This window comes from Vibrio sp. V42_P2S4T144, from assembly GCF_009904715.1.
Classification (GTDB): domain Bacteria; phylum Pseudomonadota; class Gammaproteobacteria; order Enterobacterales; family Vibrionaceae; genus Vibrio; species Vibrio alginolyticus.
The window spans coordinates 1-18,897 of sequence record NZ_WXWS01000552.1; the positions used below are offsets into that span (position 1 = coordinate 1).

At 44.4% G+C, this 18,897-nt stretch carries 18 protein-coding genes; 5 read left to right on the forward strand and 13 right to left on the reverse strand.

The features are described 5' to 3' along the window. The 10 genes from CAG68_RS18245 to rpsB all read right to left on the reverse strand — a co-directional run. Positions 1–462: OmpH family outer membrane protein (locus tag CAG68_RS18245; RefSeq protein ID WP_161441478.1), on the reverse strand; the 462-nt coding region annotated here is incomplete at its 3' end. Positions 463–475: 13 nt separating this feature from the next. After that, on the reverse strand, positions 476–2,890 hold the full coding sequence (gene bamA, locus CAG68_RS18250; protein ID WP_005391802.1) for an outer membrane protein assembly factor BamA: 2,415 nt from the start codon (positions 2,888–2,890) through the stop codon (positions 476–478). Between the two features lie 44 nt (positions 2,891–2,934). Further along, a complete protein-coding gene (gene rseP, locus CAG68_RS18255; RefSeq protein WP_149191555.1) occupies positions 2,935–4,293 on the reverse strand; it encodes a sigma E protease regulator RseP in 1,359 nt (452 codons plus the stop codon). Next, positions 4,293–5,498: a 1-deoxy-D-xylulose-5-phosphate reductoisomerase gene (gene ispC / locus CAG68_RS18260; protein WP_005385353.1), complete on the reverse strand. Its 1,206-nt coding sequence runs from the start codon at positions 5,496–5,498 to the stop codon at positions 4,293–4,295. The genes rseP and ispC overlap by 1 nt, the downstream gene beginning before the upstream one ends. A gap of 50 nt (positions 5,499–5,548) precedes the next feature. Continuing rightward, entirely contained in the window at positions 5,549–6,391 is an 843-nt protein-coding gene (locus CAG68_RS18265) for a phosphatidate cytidylyltransferase (RefSeq protein WP_005385351.1), read from the reverse strand. 12 nt (positions 6,392–6,403) lie between these two features. Beyond that, positions 6,404–7,159, reverse strand: coding sequence for an isoprenyl transferase (locus tag CAG68_RS18270; protein ID WP_005380331.1), 756 nt, complete (start codon positions 7,157–7,159; stop codon positions 6,404–6,406). Between the two features lie 96 nt (positions 7,160–7,255). Further along, the gene (gene frr, locus CAG68_RS18275) at positions 7,256–7,813 is read right to left on the reverse strand and encodes a ribosome recycling factor (protein ID WP_005380330.1); all 558 of its coding nucleotides are present in this window, start codon (positions 7,811–7,813) and stop codon (positions 7,256–7,258) included. A gap of 100 nt (positions 7,814–7,913) precedes the next feature. Then, complete coding sequence (gene pyrH, locus CAG68_RS18280) at positions 7,914–8,639, reverse strand: UMP kinase (protein WP_005380329.1); 726 nt, start codon at positions 8,637–8,639, stop codon at positions 7,914–7,916. Between the two features lie 147 nt (positions 8,640–8,786). Then, a complete protein-coding gene (gene tsf, locus CAG68_RS18285) occupies positions 8,787–9,632 on the reverse strand; it encodes a translation elongation factor Ts (protein WP_005380328.1) in 846 nt (281 codons plus the stop codon). A gap of 132 nt (positions 9,633–9,764) precedes the next feature. Beyond that, positions 9,765–10,493 (reverse strand): 30S ribosomal protein S2, encoded by a 729-nt coding sequence (rpsB, locus tag CAG68_RS18290; protein WP_005380327.1) that lies wholly within the window; start codon positions 10,491–10,493, stop codon positions 9,765–9,767. A gap of 384 nt (positions 10,494–10,877) precedes the next feature. Here rpsB and map point away from each other — a divergent pair, with 384 nt between their 5' ends. The 3 genes from map to CAG68_RS18305 all read left to right on the forward strand — a co-directional run bounded on the left by map (position 10,878) and on the right by CAG68_RS18305 (position 15,015). Then, entirely contained in the window at positions 10,878–11,756 is an 879-nt protein-coding gene (map, locus tag CAG68_RS18295) for a type I methionyl aminopeptidase (protein ID WP_005380326.1), read from the forward strand. Between the two features lie 108 nt (positions 11,757–11,864). Then, positions 11,865–14,489: a bifunctional uridylyltransferase/uridylyl-removing protein GlnD gene (gene glnD, locus CAG68_RS18300; RefSeq protein WP_017636037.1), complete on the forward strand. Its 2,625-nt coding sequence runs from the start codon at positions 11,865–11,867 to the stop codon at positions 14,487–14,489. 142 nt (positions 14,490–14,631) lie between these two features. Further along, positions 14,632–15,015 (forward strand): DUF3461 family protein, encoded by a 384-nt coding sequence (locus CAG68_RS18305; protein ID WP_005380322.1) that lies wholly within the window; start codon positions 14,632–14,634, stop codon positions 15,013–15,015. A gap of 90 nt (positions 15,016–15,105) precedes the next feature. Here the strand turns inward: CAG68_RS18305 and truC are convergent, their stop codons facing one another. After that, positions 15,106–15,876, reverse strand: a complete 771-nt coding sequence (truC, locus tag CAG68_RS18310; protein ID WP_086046979.1) for a tRNA pseudouridine(65) synthase TruC — start codon at positions 15,874–15,876, stop codon at positions 15,106–15,108. Between the two features lie 4 nt (positions 15,877–15,880). Further along, on the reverse strand, positions 15,881–16,195 hold the full coding sequence (locus CAG68_RS18315) for a YqcC family protein (protein ID WP_086047155.1): 315 nt from the start codon (positions 16,193–16,195) through the stop codon (positions 15,881–15,883). Positions 16,196–16,271: 76 nt separating this feature from the next. Here CAG68_RS18315 and CAG68_RS18320 point away from each other — a divergent pair, with 76 nt between their 5' ends. Next, entirely contained in the window at positions 16,272–17,309 is a 1,038-nt protein-coding gene (locus CAG68_RS18320) for a DUF3549 family protein (RefSeq protein ID WP_054728427.1), read from the forward strand. Positions 17,310–17,322: 13 nt separating this feature from the next. After that, positions 17,323–17,622 (forward strand): DUF3301 domain-containing protein, encoded by a 300-nt coding sequence (locus tag CAG68_RS18325; protein ID WP_005380315.1) that lies wholly within the window; start codon positions 17,323–17,325, stop codon positions 17,620–17,622. On the opposite strand, the gene CAG68_RS18330 is transcribed toward CAG68_RS18325, so the two are convergent. Continuing rightward, complete coding sequence (locus CAG68_RS18330) at positions 17,582–18,067, reverse strand: GNAT family N-acetyltransferase (RefSeq protein WP_005380314.1); 486 nt, start codon at positions 18,065–18,067, stop codon at positions 17,582–17,584. The genes CAG68_RS18325 and CAG68_RS18330 overlap by 41 nt on opposite strands. Between the last annotated feature and the right edge of the window lie 830 nt (positions 18,068–18,897).

Below are 18,897 nucleotides of genomic sequence, written 5' to 3' on the forward strand. Positions count from 1 at the left end.
GCCGTACTGCAAAGCAGAGATATCAATCACAAGATCGTAACCATTTTTGTCTGCGACTTTCTTAACTGCATCTTGAATCGTTTTGAAAAGCTTCGCTTTTTCTTCAGCTTCACGACGCGCACTTGCTTTTTCAAGTGCTTGTGCTTTCACTTTGTACTCGCTGTCTAGCTTCGCGATATCGATACGTAGCTTTTCAACTTCGTCTTGACCCAAAAGCTCGCCGTCACGTTGTAGCTTCTCAATCTTTGTTTTAGCTTGTGCTTGGATTGACTTCAGTTCATCAGCTTTGCTTTTGAAGTCTTTCTGCATTTTTTGTAGTACAACTTCACGTTGAGGAAGAGCTTGAAAAACTTGAGCTGTATTTACGTAAGCAATTTTCTGTGCAGCTTCTGCCGCATTTGCAAACATTGAAGAGCTCAGTACAAGAAGGCCAATCCCAGCCGCTTTGATCATTTTATTCAAAATATTTTCCTCTTTAGAAAGTTCTACCGATAGTGAATGTGAAGAACTCTTCATCATCGCCATCAAATTTCTTAATTGGTTTCGCTAGTGAGAAGACTAGTGGCCCCATTGGAGACATCCACTGCAACGCCGCACCGTAAGAAGAGCGGTAGTTGGTTGGATCTGAGTAATCGTAGTAGTAACGGTCACCATATTCCGCACCTGAATCGCGGTAGTCAAACTCCGTATCCCAAACACTTGCCATATCAAAGAAGATACTGGTACGAATTTGGTTTTGCACTTCTTCTGATGCAAATGGTGTTGGGACAATCAACTCAACACTTGCTAGCGCTACGGCGTTACCACCAACAGAGTCATCTGTTGCTGTATCTGCGCCATTGTTTGAACCAGATGTATCACGGTAAACCGCTTTAGGACCAACAGAGTTTGAGCCAAAGCCACGAAGCGATGTAAAGCCACCTGCGTAGTAGTTTTCGTAGAATGGGAACAAGTTATCGTTACCATCCGTTTGACCGTAACCATTACCGTAACCTAAGCGGCCACGGAACAAGAGGGTAAACTCGTGCTTTTTAGTCAATGGCACATACTGGCGAACATCGTACTGCATTTTGAAGTATTGAACGTCAGAGCCAGGTACGGTCATTTTATAGAATGCACGCTGATGGTTACCTGCCGTTGGGAAGTAACCACGGTTTAAGTTATTACGTGTCCAAGAGATATTGAAGTCGAAGTCGTTTGTGTTCAACGCCCCACTAGAATCAATGTTGTCTGCTTGTGCTCGTAAGAACTGCTCTACCTGCAAGTAAGGCGATAAGTTACCGATCTTGTTGTGCGTATAACCGACACCGAATTCAAAACGGTTCAACTCATCGAATGGGAAGCCCCACGTTAAGCTCGCGCCATAGCTTTCGTTGGTATAGTCAACGATATTGGCTTCTTTCGCTTCAAATTCGTTATAGAAAACCTTACCACCTAAGCTTACACCGTCTAAGTTCCAGTACGGATCACGGTAATCTAGACTGATGTTTTTCTGGTAGTCATTCATCATCGCATTGATACCAACACGGTTACCGCTACCAATAAAGTTATCTTGTTGCAGGCCAACCTGGAAGCTCACACCCGATTCTGTACCGTAGCCAACACCGAAGTTAACGCTACCAGAGTTCGCTTCTTTGACAGAGTAAACTAGGTCAACTTGATCATCACTACCAGGAACTCGAACCGTCTGTACTTCAACATTTTCAAAGTAGCCCAAACGATTTAGACGAGTTTTACCCGTTTCAATCGATTTCGAGTTCAACCAACTGCCTTCCATCTGACGCATTTCACGACGAAGGACTTCATCTTTGGTTGAGTTATTACCCGTGAAGCGAATATCACGAACATAAATTCGGTTACCCGGATCTACGTTAACGACCAAAGAAACTTCTTGATTCTCGTCGTCAAACTCAGGAATGGTGTTCACTTGAGGATAAGCATAACCGGACTCACCAAGCACACGCTTAATTCCTTCTTCCATTGAAGTAACCAACGAGCCGTTGTATGTCTCATTGTCTTCAAATGGCACAAGTCTTTCGAACGTCGCTTCCTCACCAATCAAATCACCACGGAACTTCACGTCCTTAACGGTGTAAACCTCGCCCTCTTCTAGACCAAGAGTAATGTATACCCCTTTCTTGTCAGGAGAGATTGCAACTTGTGTCGAATCAACGTTAAATTTTAAGTAACCACGATCCAGGTAGAATGATTTGAGTGCTTCAATATCACCTGCAAGGACTTGCTTTTGATACTTTTCATCAGAAAGGAAATTCCACCACGGCACATCAACATTTAAGTTAAAGCGCGAAAGCAGTTCTTCATCACTGAACACTTCATTACCGATAAAGTTGATTTGCTGAATTTTTGCCGACACACCTTCAGTAAAGACAAACTTAAGGTCAGAACGATTACGTGGTAGTGGAGTAACCACCGCTTTTACTGTTGCGTTGTATTTACCTACGCTGTAGTAAAAGTCTTCTAAGCCTTTTTCAATGTTGCTTAGCGTGGTGCGGTCAAGCGCTTCACCTTCACGAACGCCAGACGCGTTCAGGTTTTCTTGTAGCTGCTCGTCCTTGATTGCTTTGTTACCTGAAAAAGAGATGCTTGCAATGGTAGGACGTTCTTTGACTTGAACCATCAGAACACCACCGTCACGCAACACTTTCACATCTTCAAAGTTACCAGATGCATACAGGGCGCGGATAATTTCTGCAACATCGCCTTGGCCAATGGTATCACCGACACGTACAGGCATTTTCAACAATGCAGCACCCAGTGCTACACGCTGCAATCCATCGATTTCAATATCTTGAACTACGAAGTTCTCTGCTCCATTTGCAGATACACTGGTCGCCAGTAAACTTGCAAATAGAATTCGCTTAATCGCCATACTTGTTCTAATTATTCCTTGCTACTGCTTTTGTCTCTGAACTATCACAGACGAGTAAAATCATTAAATAGCGCTAACGCCATGAGCGAGAAGATGATCGCACCACCAATTCTAAAGCCCATTTCCTGCACTTTCTCAGGAACAGGACGTCGAATGACTGCTTCAATTGCAAAAAACAACAAATGACCGCCATCCAACATTGGTAAAGGAACGAGGTTAATAATACCTAGGTTAACACTAATTAGAGCGAGAAAACCTAAAAAGTAGACCAAACCATAATCTGCTGTCGCGCCTGCGCCTTTGGCTATTGATATTGGTCCACTCAGATTATTCAGACCAACGTCTCCAACAATCAGCTTCTTAAGCATGCTGATTGTCAAACCAATGACTTGGCCAGTTTTGTCTACTGCTTTACCTATTGACTCGAATACACCAAACTGAAGATCGAAGCGATAACTTTCTGGCCATTCTGCGACTTTAGGTGCAATACCTGCAAAACCAACGACTTCTTTGTTAGCGAGCTCACGGCTACCGGGCGTCAGCGTCAATGTTTGCTCATAACCCTGACGTAACACCGTCAATTCAAGCGGTGTATCAGGATTAGAACGAACCGCTTCAACCACTTGCTTCCATTCGGTTACGCGTTGTTGACCAATTGCGACAACCTCATCACCTGGAAGCACACCGGCTTTTTCCGCCGCTCCACCTTGCGAGACCTGCTCGATAACTCGATACACCTCCGGTGTATACGGAGCAAAACCTAACGACAGCATCGCTGACTGAGTTTCTGGGTCGAACTTCCACTCACGTAAATCGAGCGTTTTCGTTACTTCTGAACCAACTTCATTCGCTGACGTTAGTGTTACCGTCATCAAATCATTGCCAATATGAGAAATCAATCCCATATTTACTGATTCCCAATCCGGAGTTTTGATACCAGATATCGATTTAAGTTCCATTCCAGATTCAATTCCAGCTTCCGCAACAATCGAATTGGGCGTAACTTCACCAATTACAGGCTTAACAGCCGGGATACCAATTAGAAATACCAGCCAATAGGCAAAAATTGCGAAAAGAAAATTAAAGATGGGGCCAGCCGCAACAATAGAGGTTCGCTTCCATAACGGCTTCTTATCAAACGCTAGGTGCTTCTCATGTTCTGGCACCTCATCGACACGGCTATCAACCATTTTCACATAGCCGCCGAGAGGGATCATTGAGATGCTGTACTCCGTTCCGTCTTTGCCTACTTTACTCCAAATAGACTTGCCGAAACCGATTGAAAACTTTTCAACTTTAACGCCGCAACGGCGAGCAACCCAAAAATGCCCAAATTCGTGCACGGCAACAAGAATGCCCAGTGCGACGATAAAAGAAATGAGATTCCACAATATACCAGTCATCAGCTACGCTCGCGTATGGTTTCTAGGGCAATAGTTCGTGCCATTCTATCTAGCTCGAGCAAGCTTTCCAAGCTATTCGCATTCTCAGCTTTGCAGCTTGCGTTGATTTTATTCAACACAGACTCATTGATGCGAGCAATATCGGTAAAACCTAGTCTGTTATTTAAAAATGCATCAACAGCGACTTCATTAGCTGCGTTCAATGCTGTTGTTGCGTGTTGACCTTCATAACAGGCATCAATTGCGAGTTTTAAACATGGGTAACGAGCAAAATCAGGCTGCAAAAACGTCAGCTCACCAACTTTCGTGAAGTCTAGCGGCTTAACCCCAGCTTCCACTCTTGACGGGTATGACATGGTGAGCGCAATTGGCGTCGCCATATCCGCTTCTCCCATTTGTGCCAAGACCGAACCATCACGATACTGAACCATAGAATGAATTACCGATTGAGGATGAATAACCACCTTCAGTTGTTCGCGAGCAGCATTAAATAGCCACTTAGCTTCGATATACTCAAGGCCTTTATTCATCATCGTGGCAGAGTCAACAGAAATTTTTGGCCCCATCGACCAGTTTGGATGAGCAATCGCCTGAGCGGGTGTCACCTGTTCCAGTTCTGCGATGTCAGTGTAACGGAAAGGACCACCAGATCCAGTCAACAAAATATGAGAAATGCCATGTTCTTGTAAATTGCAACGACCTAGATTGGTTTGTACTTGCTGTGGTAAACATTGGAAAATGGCGTTGTGTTCACTGTCGACGGGAAGTAGCTCTGCGCCAAATTCTTCTACAGCATCAATAAATAGCTGGCCTGACATTACAAGTGCTTCTTTATTTGCCAACAAGACTCGCTTACCTGCTTTCACGGCAGCCATGGTAGGCAATAAGCCAGCTGCTCCTACAATAGCAGCCATTACACTGTCGACCTCGTCCAGCGAAGCAATATGGCATAGCGCATCAACACCACCTAGCACTTCGGTACCTGGCGAAACCGAGTGTAGCTCAGCTTGAAGTTGAGACGCCGCAGCTTTATCTGCCATGACCGCATACTTAGGTTGCCACTGACGACATAGACCGATCATCTTTTCAACGTTAGTGCTTGCCGCTAAGGCAACGACAGAAAACAGATCTGGGTTTTGTTCGACCACTTTAAGCGTGCTTGCACCAATTGATCCAGTAGCACCAAGAATCGTTAACTTTTGCATGTTGTAAGACCGTTAGAAAGCTCAGGAGCGACGACGCCGCTCCTGATAAATTAGAATACGTAGTAAAGAAGAGCAAAAACTGGGAATGCTGCGGTTAGGCTGTCGATACGATCTAGCACACCACCGTGCCCTGGGATAATGTTACTGCTGTCTTTAATGCCTGAGACACGTTTGAACATACTTTCAACCAGATCACCAAGCACTGAAATAACGACAGTCACTAGCGTAATCAGCACCATATGGACAGGGCTAGTGAACTGGATGTCGAACCAATCAGCAAATGCCCACGCTACGATTAATGCCGTGATAATGCCACCAATTAGCCCTTCAATAGTTTTATTGGGGCTTACATGAGGAGCCATCTTACGTTTGCCTAAGCTTTTGCCTGCAAAGTAGGCGCCGCTATCTGCAGCCCATACCAAGAAACAAACGTACAACACAAGCTTTGCGCCGTGGTATGGATCTACAGTGATGTCATACGCTCTGAGAATAATCACACTCCAAAGGAATGGGATTAATGTCAGAAAACCAAATACATGACGTAAAACAAAATTACTTTGCCAAGATTTCGTCGTTTTGGGGTAAGTAATCGCCATTAAGCTAGCAATAATCCACCAAACAAAACCAATACCCAAGACGACATAATGAGGTGTCGTTAAGTGATTGAGGCTATATGCATCAGGCGAGATGTATAGAAAACTAAGTCCGGTAATAATGATTGCCGGCACAAGGGCAGCAATGCGAGAGTTGCTTCCTGTAAACTGAGTCCACTCCCAAAAACCTAATAGCGTTATTGCAGTTAAAGCGGCAATAAAGCCCATTAGCGGTAATTTAAAAATGCCTAAAATAACCAGGGGAGCTAAAATTAGTGCTGTTATTATTCTCTGTTTCAAACTAACTAGTCCTTATTGAGCTGCCATCAATGCCTTTATTTGTTCACCTGTACAGCCAAAACGACGTTCTCGGTTGATAAACCAAGTCACAGCTTCTACCAAACTGTCTTCATCGAATTCTGGCCAGTACTCTGGTGTAAAGTACATTTCTGCATAAGCCATTTGCCACAACATAAAGTTGCTGATGCGGCACTCTCCACTGGTGCGAATTAAAAGATCCACTTCCGGTAGGTCTGCCATGGTCAAATGCTCAGTGATTAGCTGCTCATTGATATCCTCTACACGAATTTCACCGTTACGTGCTTTTAGCGCTAACGTTTTAGCAGCTTCTGTGATGTCCCATTTACCGCCATAGTTGGCTGCAATGTTGATCACCATACCCGTGTTATCTGCCGTTAGGTTTTCTGCTTCTACAATTTTCTTTTGTAGACGCTCACTAAATCGACTGGTATCACCGATCACGCGCAACCGTAAGTTATTTTTGTGTAGTTTTTTTACTTCACTAGACAGGACCGTGATAAACAGTTCCATCAAAAGACCCACTTCTTCCTCCGGACGACGCCAGTTTTCACTACTAAAAGCAAACAGCGTCATGGCTCTAATGCCTAGTTTTGAAGCAGCAGCCACGGTCTTACGAACGGCACTAACGCCTTTTTTATGACCAAATACGCGAGGTTTTCCTTTGGACTTAGCCCAACGGCCATTACCGTCCATAATGATGGCAATATGCTTAGGAAGGGAATCAGAGAAGGCTTGAGAATTTTGCATAGGGAGTTAATTGAGTTCCATCAGTTGGATAGACTAACATAAAAAAACGCTGAGCTGTGAGCACAGCGTTTTCCAACAGTGATGTGTGTGGGAGTATTAAACTTCCATCAACTCTTTTTCTTTTGCAGCAAGAACTTCATCGATCTTCTTAACTGCAACGTCAGTTAGCTTTTGAATTTCGTCTTGTGCTTTACGGTCTTCATCTTCAGAGATTTCTTTATCTTTTAGAAGCGCTTTAAGATCGTTGTTTGCGTCACGACGGATGTTACGAACAGCAACACGACCACCTTCAGCTTCACCACGAACGATCTTAACTAGGTCTTTACGACGCTCTTCCGTTAGCGGTGGAAGTGGAACGCGGATGATAGTGCCAGCTGACATAGGGTTTAGACCAAGGTCAGACGTCATGATCGCTTTTTCTACTTTCGGCGTCAGCTCTTTATCAAAAACCGTGATTGCAAGTGTACGCGCATCTTCAGCAATAACGTTTGCTACTTGGTTTAGAGGTGTTGCTGCACCGTAGTATTCTACAGAAATACCAGATAGTAGGCTTGGGTGTGCACGACCTGTACGAATTTTAGAAAGGTTGTTCTTAAGCGCTTCAACGCTTTTATCCATGCGCTCTTGCGCGTCTTTTTTGATTTCGTTAATCACAGTTTCACCTTAAAAATGTCATCTTTCCTGAAGAAAGCCTAAAACGGTTGAGCAAAGCAAGCACCACCCTAACGCTTTGGAGTGGCACCTTAAGCCAAGCTTATTCGTTGATGAGCGTGCCTTCTGCTTCGCCCATAACCACGCGACGTAGTGCGCCTGGCTTGTTCATATTAAATACGCGGATTGGCATTTTGTGGTCACGAGCTAGCGTAAACGCCGCCAAGTCCATAACTTTCAGCTCTTTATCCAGAACTTCTGCATAAGATAGCTTATCATACAGCTCTGCGTCTGGGTTTGCTACAGGGTCAGCAGTAAATACACCATCAACTTTCGTCGCTTTTAGTACAACATCCGCTTCAATTTCGATACCACGTAAACAAGCAGCAGAATCCGTTGTAAAGAACGGGTTACCAGTACCAGCAGAGAAGATGACAACTCGGCCTTGGCGAAGCTCACGGATCGCATCAGCCCAATTATAGTCGTCACATACGCCTTTTAGAGGGATTGCAGACATAACGCGCGCATTTACGTATGCACGGTGAAGAGCATCACGCATCGCTAGGCCATTCATTACTGTAGCAAGCATACCCATGTGGTCACCAACTACGCGGTTCATACCAGCTTCAGCTAGGCCTGCACCACGGAACAAGTTACCGCCACCGATAACTACACCAACCTGAACACCCAGTTCAACCAGTTCTTTAACTTCTTGTGCCATACGATCAAGGACCGCAGGATCAATACCAAAACCGTCTTCACCTTGAAGAGCTTCACCACTCAGTTTTAATAGAATACGTTGATACGCTGGTTTAGGGTTCGTAGTCATGGAGTTTACCTTCCAAAGAGAGTTGTTGATTAACAGTCATGAATAGACACAACTTCAGTTATGGCTATTCATCACGGCTAATCGTTCACTGCTCATAAAAAGACCGCAGCCTTGGCTACGGTCTAATCTTTATACAGTCTCTAAGGATTAACCTTTTTGAGCTGCTGCAACTTCTTCAGCGAAGCTCATTTCTTCTTTCTTCTCGATACCTTCACCTACTTCTAGGCGAACGAACGTAGAAACTGAAGCGCCTTTTTCTTTCAGCATTTCGCCTACAGTTTTCTTAGGCTCCATGATGAAAGCTTGACCTGTTAGAGAGATCTCGCCAGTGAATTTCTTCATGCGGCCAACAACCATCTTCTCAGCGATTTCAGCAGGCTTGCCTTCGTTCATTGCGATTTCAACTTGAACCGCTTTCTCTTTTTCTACTACGTCAGCTGGTACGTCTTCTGGGTTAACGAACTCTGGCTTAGAAGCAGCAACGTGCATTGCAACGTGCTTAAGAGTTTCTGCGTCGCCTTCACCAGCAACAACAACACCGATTTTCTCACCGTGACGGTAAGAAGCGATTGCAGTGCCTTGAACGTATTCTACGCGACGGATAGTGATGTTTTCACCGATTTTAGCTACTAGAGCTACACGTGCGTCTTCGAATTGTGCTTGTAGTTCTTCAACAGAAGCTTTTGAAGCTAGAGCTGCAGCTGCAACTTCTTCTGCGAATGCAGTGAAGTTACCGTCTTTAGCAACGAAGTCAGTTTGGCAGTTAACTTCAAGAAGAACAGCAACGCCGTTTTCTTCTTTGATGATGATTGCGCCTTCAGCTGCAACGTTACCAGCTTTCTTAGCTGCTTTCGCTGCGCCAGATTTACGCATGTTTTCAATTGCTAGTTCGATGTCAGCGTTTGCTTCTACAAGCGCTTTCTTACATTCCATCATGCCAGCGCCAGTACGCTCGCGAAGTTCTTTAACTAGAGCAGCAGTTACAGTTGCCATTCTGTCTTCCTCGTTTGATTCGAAATAAGGTAAAAAACAGGGGCCTAACATTGTCGGCCCCCATTGCTAACTATAACTTAGTTTATGCTACACAAAGGTTTCACATAGACCAAGTGTGACACAGAGCCGCTATTATTCAGCTTCTACGAAACCGTCTTTTTCAGCAACTGCAGCTACGTCTTTGTTACGACCTTCAGATACTGCTGAAGCAGCAGCGTTCAGGTATAGCTGTACAGCGCGGATCGCGTCGTCGTTACCTGGGATTACGTAGTCAACGCCGTCTGGGTTAGAGTTAGTATCTACCACAGCGTATACTGGAATGCCTAGGTTGTTAGCTTCTTTAATTGCAATGTGTTCGTGATCAGCGTCGATTACGAATAGAGCGTCTGGTAGGCCGCCCATGTCTTTGATACCACCAAGAGATTTCTCTAGCTTCTCCATTTCGCGAGTACGCATTAGAGCTTCTTTCTTAGTTAGTTTGTCAAAAGTACCGTCTTGAGATTGAGTCTCTAGTTCTTTTAGACGCTTGATAGACTGACGAACTGTTTTGTAGTTTGTAAGCATACCGCCTAACCAGCGGTTGTTTACGTAAAACTGGTTGCTTGCGATTGCAGCTTCTTTAACAGCTTCAGATGCAGCGCGCTTAGTACCTACGAATAGAACCTTACCTTTCTTCTCGCCAACTTTAGCTAGTTCAGCTAGAGCGTCGTTGAACATTGGTACAGTTTTTTCTAGGTTGATGATATGAACTTTGTTACGAGCGCCAAAGATGAATGGCTTCATTTTTGGGTTCCAGTAACGAGTCTGGTGACCGAAGTGAACACCAGCTTTTAGCATATCGCGCATTGATACAGTTGCCATTTTAAAATCCTCTATGGGGTTAGGCCTCCACATTCCCCATAACTCCGACCAAGCTTCTGCTCAGCACCCCGGAATATGTGACGGAATGTGTGTGATTTAAAGATAAAAGGTTATTCGGATGAAGCTTGCTTCGCCGCTTAACTTTGCTAAACGAAGAGAACAGTCCTCTATTCCGGCGCGCTTTATACCATATTTTAGCTCACTGTGGCTAGTAAAAATTATTTCTTCACCGAGCCACTTTCTCCTATTTATAAGCAAAACTTTAAACATATGATCGAATTAAGAATGATGCATATTCCTATCTAACTTGGGTTAACGCCCCGATGTCTGATAGAATGCGGCCATTCGCACGTTTACGTGCTTAGGAATAAGTAGAGAAAGCCAATGTCAATCAAGATTAAAACTGCTGAAGAAATAGAACGCATGCGCATTGCGGGCAAGCTAGCCGCAGAGATTCTAGAAATGATCGAACCACACATCAAAGTTGGTGTGACGACAGAAGAGTTAAACAAAATCTGTCATGAGTACGCTCTAGAAAAAGGCGCATACTCTGCTCCGCTTGATTACCATGGTTTCCCTAAGTCGATCTGTACTTCAATCAACCATATCGTATGCCACGGTATTCCAGCGGAAAAAGACGAAATCGGTAGCAACGGCCAAATGAAGCCGGCGGTACTAAAAGATGGCGACATCTTAAACGTTGATATTACCGTAATCGTTCCAAATGATGAGAATGCCGATCTGAGCGTGCGTCCTCAGGGGTACCATGGTGACACTTCTAAGATGTTCCTAGTCGGTGATGTTTCGCCTGCAAACAAACGTCTGTGCATGGTAGCTCAAGAAGCACTGTATGTTGGTATGCGCACCGTTAAGCCAGGTTCAACGGTTGGTGACATCGGTACAGCTATCGAGAAGTACATCAAAGAGAACAACAAGAACAATCCTCGCAACAAGTTTTCTATTGTGAAAGACTTCTGTGGTCACGGTATCGGCGATGAGTTCCATGAAGAACCACAAGTGGTTCATTACAAGAACAAAGACCGCCGCGTATTAAAAGAAGGCATGTGCTTTACTATTGAGCCGATGATTAACGCTGGTAAATTTGGTTGCTCTGTTGATGCACAAGATGACTGGACTGTTTACACGGGCGACGGCAAGAACTCTGCGCAATGGGAACATACCATTGTAGTAACAAAAGAAGGTTGTGAAGTACTAACGCTTCGTAGCGACGATACGATTCCTCGCCTAATGAAAAACGCGTAAAGCTGACGACCACTCGTTGTTTACTATATCCCTGCTTCGGCGGGGATATTTTTTATCTGCCGCAAATTTGTTAGATTGTTATTAGATTAGCTTGCACGGATGGCAAATATGACACTTCAGTCCCCTCTTACCTTTTCCGATGAACAAATCAATATCGGTGAACTCAAACAAGAATTAGAGAAGTTTAGCTCTAATCAAAACCAAGAGTTTCTCAATCATCATCCGGTAACAAGCTTGGTTTTAGCCAGAGCTGAATATATGGATCTGCTTCTCAATCGTTTGTGGCAACATTTTGGTTTCAAGGATATTTACAACATTTCCCTAGTTGCCGTTGGTGGCTACGGACGAGGCGAGCTGCATCCGCTCTCCGATATCGATATTTTGATTCTGTCGAACAATAAACTGCCAACCGCGTTAGAAGCAAAAATCAGCGAATTCATTACGCTGTTGTGGGATTTAAAACTCGAGGTCGGACACGCTGTTCGCACCGTTACTGAATGTGCTGAAATTGGTAAAGCCGATCTAACGGTCGCGACAAACCTGCAAGAAGCGCGACTGCTGTGTGGAAGCGAGGACACCTTTCAGGCACTGAAGAAAGTCGTGTTATCAGACTCCTTCTGGCCAAGTGAGACGTTTTACCGCGCTAAAATTCAAGAGCAGCGCGAACGCCATGCGCGTTACCACGACACGACCTACAACTTAGAACCGGACATTAAATCAACCCCTGGCGGGCTACGCGATATTCATACATTAAGCTGGGTCGCTCGACGTCACTTTGGTGCGACTTCATTGTTGGAAATGAGCCGATACGGATTTTTAACTGACGCAGAATACCGAGAATTGGTTGAATGTCAGGACTTCCTTTGGCGAGTACGTTTCGCTCTGCACATGGAGCTTCGCCGCTATGACAACCGCTTGACCTTTGCTCATCAAGCACAAGTTGCGGAAAACCTAGGCTACGTCGGAGAAGGCAACCGAGGCGTAGAAATGATGATGAAAGAGTTCTACCGCACGCTTCGTCGTGTGGCAGAGCTCAATAAAATGCTACTCAAACTCTTTGACCAAGCGATCATTAATGGTGGGGCGACAGAAAGTGCCGAGATTCTCGATACGGACTTTCAACGTCGCGGTTCTTTAATTGAAGCGCGGAAACCCGCATTGTTCCAAGCTCGCCCAGAAACTATTCTGGATATGTTCTTACATATTGCTAACGACTCAACTATTGAAGGGGTGAGCCCACCAACGCTGCGTCAACTGCGCACCGCTCGGCGTCGGCTCAACAAGTTTTTGCACACCATTCCTGCTGCGCGTGAAAAGTTCATGGCGTTATGTCGTCACCCTAATGCTCTTCACAAAGCATTCAGCCTCATGCACCGATTAGGGGTTATGGCGGCCTATTTACCGCAATGGAGTCAGATTGTTGGTCAAATGCAGTTTGACTTATTCCATGCCTACACCGTTGATGAACACAGTATTCGCTTACTTAAACACATCAACACTTTTAGTGACCCAGAAAATCATGCGAAGCACCCTATTTGCTGTGACGTCTACCCTCGGATGCAAAAGAAAGAGCTGCTGATTATTGCCGCTATTTTCCACGATATCGGGAAAGGTCGTGGCGGCGATCACTCGATTATCGGTGAAGGAGAAGCGTACGACTTCTGCATTGAGCATGGTTTATCGAAGCCCGAAGCGAAACTTGTCGCTTGGTTGGTAAGACATCATCTATTAATGTCTGTCACCGCACAGCGCCGAGATATTTATGATCCTGATGTCATTACCGAGTTTGCCAAAAAAGTCAGAGACGAAGAATCTCTCGATTATCTTGTATGCCTGACAGTTGCAGATATTTGTGCAACCAACCCAGAACTTTGGAATGCTTGGAAACGAACTTTACTTGCGGAGCTGTATTACTCCACACAACGTGCTTTACGTAGAGGCCTAGAGAACCCTGTCGATGTGCGTGAGCGAATTCGCCACAATCAACAAATGGCCTCCGCAATGCTGCGCAAAGAGGGGTTTGCCGCGCGCGAAATTGAAGTATTGTGGCAACGCTTCAAAGCTGACTACTTCCTTCGTCATACCCATACGCAAATCGCGTGGCACTGCGAACACTTACTTCGCATGGAAGATCCGACTAAGCCTTTGGTGTTGATCAGTAAAAAAGCCACTCGTGGCGGCACTGAGGTGTTTGTATATACGAAAGACCAACCTGCTTTATTTGCGACAGTCGTGGCGGAGTTAGATAGGCGTAATTTTAATGTACACGACGCGCAAATCATGACCAGCAAAGATGGGCACGTGATTGATACCTTTATGGTACTCGATCAACATGGCGAAGCGATCGATGAGTCTCGTCACGCCGCGGTGATTAAACACCTCACTCATGTACTGGAGGCAGGCCGACCAACCAAGATTAAAACGCGCCGTACTCCGAACAAACTTCAGCACTTTAACGTGAAAACCAAAGTCGACTTCTTACCAACCAAAGGTAAAAAACACACTTTAATGGAGTTTGTCGCGCTAGACACACCAGGGCTGTTGGCCAAAGTAGGCCGTACGTTTGCTGATTTAAATATCAACCTTCACGGTGCCAAAATCACCACCATTGGTGAGCGAGCAGAAGACTTGTTTATTTTAACCAGTGATGCAGGGGGAAGATTAAGTGAAGAACAGCAAGATGAGCTAAGAGAGAGATTGATCGAAAAGTTATCTGATGAGGTCGCAGCTTAGATCAAACCTGCCAATCTTTTCGGTTCAGGGCGAGAGCGATCTTGCCCACAAGTTAAGCATTTTGGCTAAATATCAGCTATCTAGCTCATACATAGGCTGCTACAGTTATATCAATATCAATTCGATGTAATAGAGGTAGCCTATGTATCCCCACCTCACTGGTTTGGGTATTCACGACCCTAAGCAGATTGAACGTTATTCCCTACGCCAAGAAGCACACAAAGACGTACTCAAGATCTATTTCCACAAGCAAAAAGGCGAACTATTCGCTAAAAGCGTTAAATTCAAATACCCACGCCAAATCAAAAATGTTCTTGTTGATAGTGGCAGTCACAAATATAAAGAAGTAACGGAAATCAACCGTAACCTCACATTAGTCATTGATGAACTGAATAAAATCACTAAGCCAACGAAACAACCTGAGGTTGATGTAAAAGAGAAAATTCTTTCAGACCTTCGTCATTTAGAAAAAGTCGTTTCGAGTAAGATCGCAGAGATCGAAGCGGATCTTGAAAAACTAAAGTAAACGTTAAGTCTTAAATTTTAAAAAAGGGTTAGCATTGATACTAACCCTTTTTATTTGTACCCAATCATTATCTAGATCTAACTGCACCGATTATCTGTTAATCATCGATTCATCCCACTCAAATCGAGTGAACAATTGCTGCCAAGTTTCATCAAGATTGGCCGTCATGACAATCTCTTGATCGGTAAATGGATGGACGAACCGTAACTCTGAAGCATGCAGTAGCAGACGATGAGATTCAAACTCTGTGCGATACAGCTTGTTGTGCTTTCCATCCCCGTGCGTTGTATCACCCACGATCGGATGGCGTAGATGTGCCATATGACGACGAAGTTGGTGCTTACGCCCCGTTTTAGGTTTCATCTCAACTAAGCAATAACGCGTTGTAGGAAATTTACCCGTCGAATAGGGAACCTCCACTTTAGCCAACGGCTTATATTCCGTCACCGCTTCTTGCGCCTCTTTTTCTTGTGAAGCGAACTTATCCGCAATCTTGTCTAACTCGACTTTGAGCGCGTAATCCAAAACGCCCTCTTCCTCAATCCAACCGCGTACTATTGCGTGGTATGTCTTTTCCATTTTATGTTCAGCAAACATCGGCATGACTTGTGATGCGACTTCACTCGACAACGCAAACACGAGCACACCAGATGTTGGGCGATCCAGACGATGCAATGGGAACACATGCTGACCAATTTGGTCACGCAAAGTTTGCATGACAAACTGAGTTTCGTGTTTATCTAACCAACTGCGATGCACTAACATGCCTGCAGGCTTGTTGACCGATACAAAATATTCATCCTGATAAACGATCTCCAGCTCAACTGGTTCTGAAGATCGCGTTAGTTCTTGTTCTAGCATTCGTTTACTTACACAGTTCGTCAATGGTTCGGATTGTAACGAGCAGCTCGGCGAACTGCGGTTCCTGCTTCCACGCTTCCGAAAAATAGGGCTCGAGAGAAAACCCTCTTGGCAGTGGTTGGTTATTTTTCACTAGTGCGTGCATTCTGGCTATAAAGATCCACTGCAACCACTCATGAGGGTGCAATGTATCAATCGCAAATGGCTCCGTACTTTGTAAGGCTTGCTCTGAAGGCATAGTGTATTGCCACAATTTATGCTCTCTAAGCTGCGCTTCAAGTTGGTGAAGTAAGTCGACCAATTGAGTATTTGTTACCATTAATTCTATCTCGAACCTTGAATTAGCCGAGAATGATACCATTTCTTGTGAAAAGAACGTTAGGACGTCGTATTTAATGGAAAACATTCAAACCCTCACTCAACTGTTGAACAACAGCCACTGTGATTATCAAATCTTCGATCTTGGTCGCCGTATCAAAACCATCGCTAAGAAAGAGTTTATCGATGTAGAAAAAGGTCAAGCACCTTACCCATTTCCAATGCAACGTAAAGCACACCTTGCCATCGCGTACTGGAATGAACAAAAGCAACCTTGGATTTGGTTTCTAAAGTTTGAATTGGACGAGCGCGGTTTGTTAAAGCAAGCGGATATCGGCAATTTCATTAAATACGTAGTGGAGGCTATGGGAACACGCCTCAATGATGATATCACTGAAGAGCAACAGCAAAAGCTGTCTAACAACCCATACACTTTCAAACCTTCCGAAGATAAAATGGCCGTGTTTCATAGCCAGGTCCGCGCAAACCTCAATCTTCCTACCAGCCAATATTACGAGCATACCCAGCATTACTTCTCTGGAGGTTTAGGCTGGGATAATTGGCAAACTGTAGGTCTGCAAGGTATCACAGACATAGCCGCTCGCCTGGACAAAGAGCAAAACGGGGTAATGATACGCAAAGCGTTGAACCACCTACCAAATGAGCCACTTTATGCCCTATTAGGTGCGCTTGAGCACGTAGAGCTTCAAGAGCGTTTAGCAGAACGTATCGCGGAAAAGGCACAGCAAGAAATCGCAAGTAGCGAACCTGATCTCTTCCTACTTTCAGCACTTATCCGAGCCCTTGCTGGTGCACCAACAGAAGTCGCCTCTCCAGTATTAGATGCGATATTGCATAGCCCTCGTTTAAGCCATCAGGAGGTATTGATTGGTGTGGCGGGTCGCGCTTGGCACTTACTCGCCAATGAAAAGGTAGCAGAACAGTTTTTGCTGCGTTTAGCTCAAACCGGTAATCAAGCCCTATTTAATCAGTTATTTGCCGATTTAGTGATGCTGCCAGAGTTAAGAATGGTGTTATTGCCTTTACTGCATTCAAACCCATCAGAGGAACTAGCAAATGCGCTAGTAAGCTTACAACAAACAACAAAAAGCTAAGAAAGGTTCAGGAATGATTGGTGATCTTTTAGCAATTTTAGGGCTCTGCTTTTTCTGTTACCTGTTTTGGCAACAGCGTCGCCAAGCCGAACTCGCAAAAGCGGCCATCACGCGTAAATGTGAGCAATTGGATCTCCAATTAATCAGCATCGCCTTTGGTGCCCATAAACTAAAAACGCCAGACGGAGTCTGGCGTTGGCATACGGTGTATCAATTTGAGTTTTCATCTCTTGGTGACGATTGCTACCAAGGAGAGTTAACCATGGTCGGTTTCAGGCCGCAGAACTTTCACCTACCACCGCATCGCTTGTAAATTCCATTTCAAAGTAAGGACCATATATATCCTTACTTTCTTTTGTTTCAACAAATCCCAGCTTTTTCAGTACCGCCATAGAAGCTTGATGATTGCTATTCACGTTAGCTTTCACCTTATTCAAGCCCAACTCACGGCACGCTTTGGGGAAAAATGCTTTTAGTGCTTCTGTTGCTAACCCTTTACCCCAATATGATTTATCAAAAATAAAACCTAATTCAGGTTCGGAATCGAGATTAGCAATGAACACGTGCCCCATATAGTCACGACTGGTGCTCTCTAGCACTGCCATACTATAAATGTTCTCATCATCCAGTATTTTCTCAAACATCTGTTTGGCAGACGCAACTGTATACGGACCATTCAATTCAGCACGGTTTTTCGCACAGCAATTCAGCATGACGAATTCTAGTTGCAACGACTCATTGTAGGGTAGAAGAAGCATTCTTCTGGTTACTATGGCCACATCTGTTCCTTGATTACAACAAACTTAATCTATCCGCAGATCACAAACTCGATGAGCTGAACATGCTCAATGATTGCGGGCATAACACCTTGTAGAGAAGCCGAAAGTTAAACCAACTGGTTGGAAAGGATATTGATCTGAGTTGTTTTTTATTAAGTGTTATTAGGAATTTATATATTTTGTGATATTGATATCCCCAAATAACATCGAGATGCTTAATTCAATGAGAACACTGGATATCGTTTTTATATAAGAAAGACCCCGACACATAAGTATCGGGGTCATGGTCTTACTCGCAGCAGTCCGGCTACTAAAAGTGCTCCATGCATCATCCATAATAGTGGCTGATTCCGTCAGCTTATTCCTTACGTCGCCGTCCTAGCGGTGTCCTTATCATCCTGACTGCTAACATTCCTCGTTAGCACACGTCACTTGTTCCTTGAGCGGTGTCCCTTGCATCTTCCTGATGCTGTCCATAACCTCAATCCTAGAGGGGTCCATTGTCTATCCTTAGTCATCAACATCCTATTGATGATCGTATCCTTACAATGTCCTACGCTCCATGCTTGATTAATCATCCTGACCAACCAAATCGTCTTCCTGACGATAACCAAATCCTTGGTGCTTTCCTGTTCCATGTCTGCTTCCTGCTGACAACTCTCAATTTACGCCTTTTCCAAAAATAGACAATCTATCTAAGATAAATATTTGGCTCTCACATTGGTTAACAAGTTGTTAAATCATTATTTATCAGAAACTTAAGCTCTTCAGCTTCTCTTTTTCCGCTTACGAAATTGTTTTCTCTCACA

Coding starts and splice junctions, on each gene's coding strand:
- bamA (WP_005391802.1), bottom strand. CDS start 2,890: ATGGCGATTAAGCGAATTCTATTTGCAAGTTTACTGGCGACCAGTGTA.
- rseP (WP_149191555.1), bottom strand. CDS start 4,293: ATGACTGGTATATTGTGGAATCTCATTTCTTTTATCGTCGCACTGGGC.
- ispC (WP_005385353.1), bottom strand. CDS start 5,498: ATGCAAAAGTTAACGATTCTTGGTGCTACTGGATCAATTGGTGCAAGC.
- CAG68_RS18270 (WP_005380331.1), bottom strand. CDS start 7,159: ATGCAAAATTCTCAAGCCTTCTCTGATTCCCTTCCTAAGCATATTGCC.
- pyrH (WP_005380329.1), bottom strand. CDS start 8,639: ATGACTACGAACCCTAAACCAGCGTATCAACGTATTCTATTAAAACTG.
- tsf (WP_005380328.1), bottom strand. CDS start 9,632: ATGGCAACTGTAACTGCTGCTCTAGTTAAAGAACTTCGCGAGCGTACT.
- rpsB (WP_005380327.1), bottom strand. CDS start 10,493: ATGGCAACTGTATCAATGCGCGATATGCTAAAAGCTGGTGTTCACTTC.
- map (WP_005380326.1), top strand. CDS start 10,878: ATGTCAATCAAGATTAAAACTGCTGAAGAAATAGAACGCATGCGCATT.
- glnD (WP_017636037.1), top strand. CDS start 11,865: ATGACACTTCAGTCCCCTCTTACCTTTTCCGATGAACAAATCAATATC.
- CAG68_RS18305 (WP_005380322.1), top strand. CDS start 14,632: ATGTATCCCCACCTCACTGGTTTGGGTATTCACGACCCTAAGCAGATT.
- truC (WP_086046979.1), bottom strand. CDS start 15,876: ATGCTAGAACAAGAACTAACGCGATCTTCAGAACCAGTTGAGCTGGAG.
- CAG68_RS18315 (WP_086047155.1), bottom strand. CDS start 16,195: ATGGTAACAAATACTCAATTGGTCGACTTACTTCACCAACTTGAAGCG.
- CAG68_RS18320 (WP_054728427.1), top strand. CDS start 16,272: ATGGAAAACATTCAAACCCTCACTCAACTGTTGAACAACAGCCACTGT.
- CAG68_RS18325 (WP_005380315.1), top strand. CDS start 17,323: ATGATTGGTGATCTTTTAGCAATTTTAGGGCTCTGCTTTTTCTGTTAC.
- CAG68_RS18330 (WP_005380314.1), bottom strand. CDS start 18,067: ATGCTTCTTCTACCCTACAATGAGTCGTTGCAACTAGAATTCGTCATG.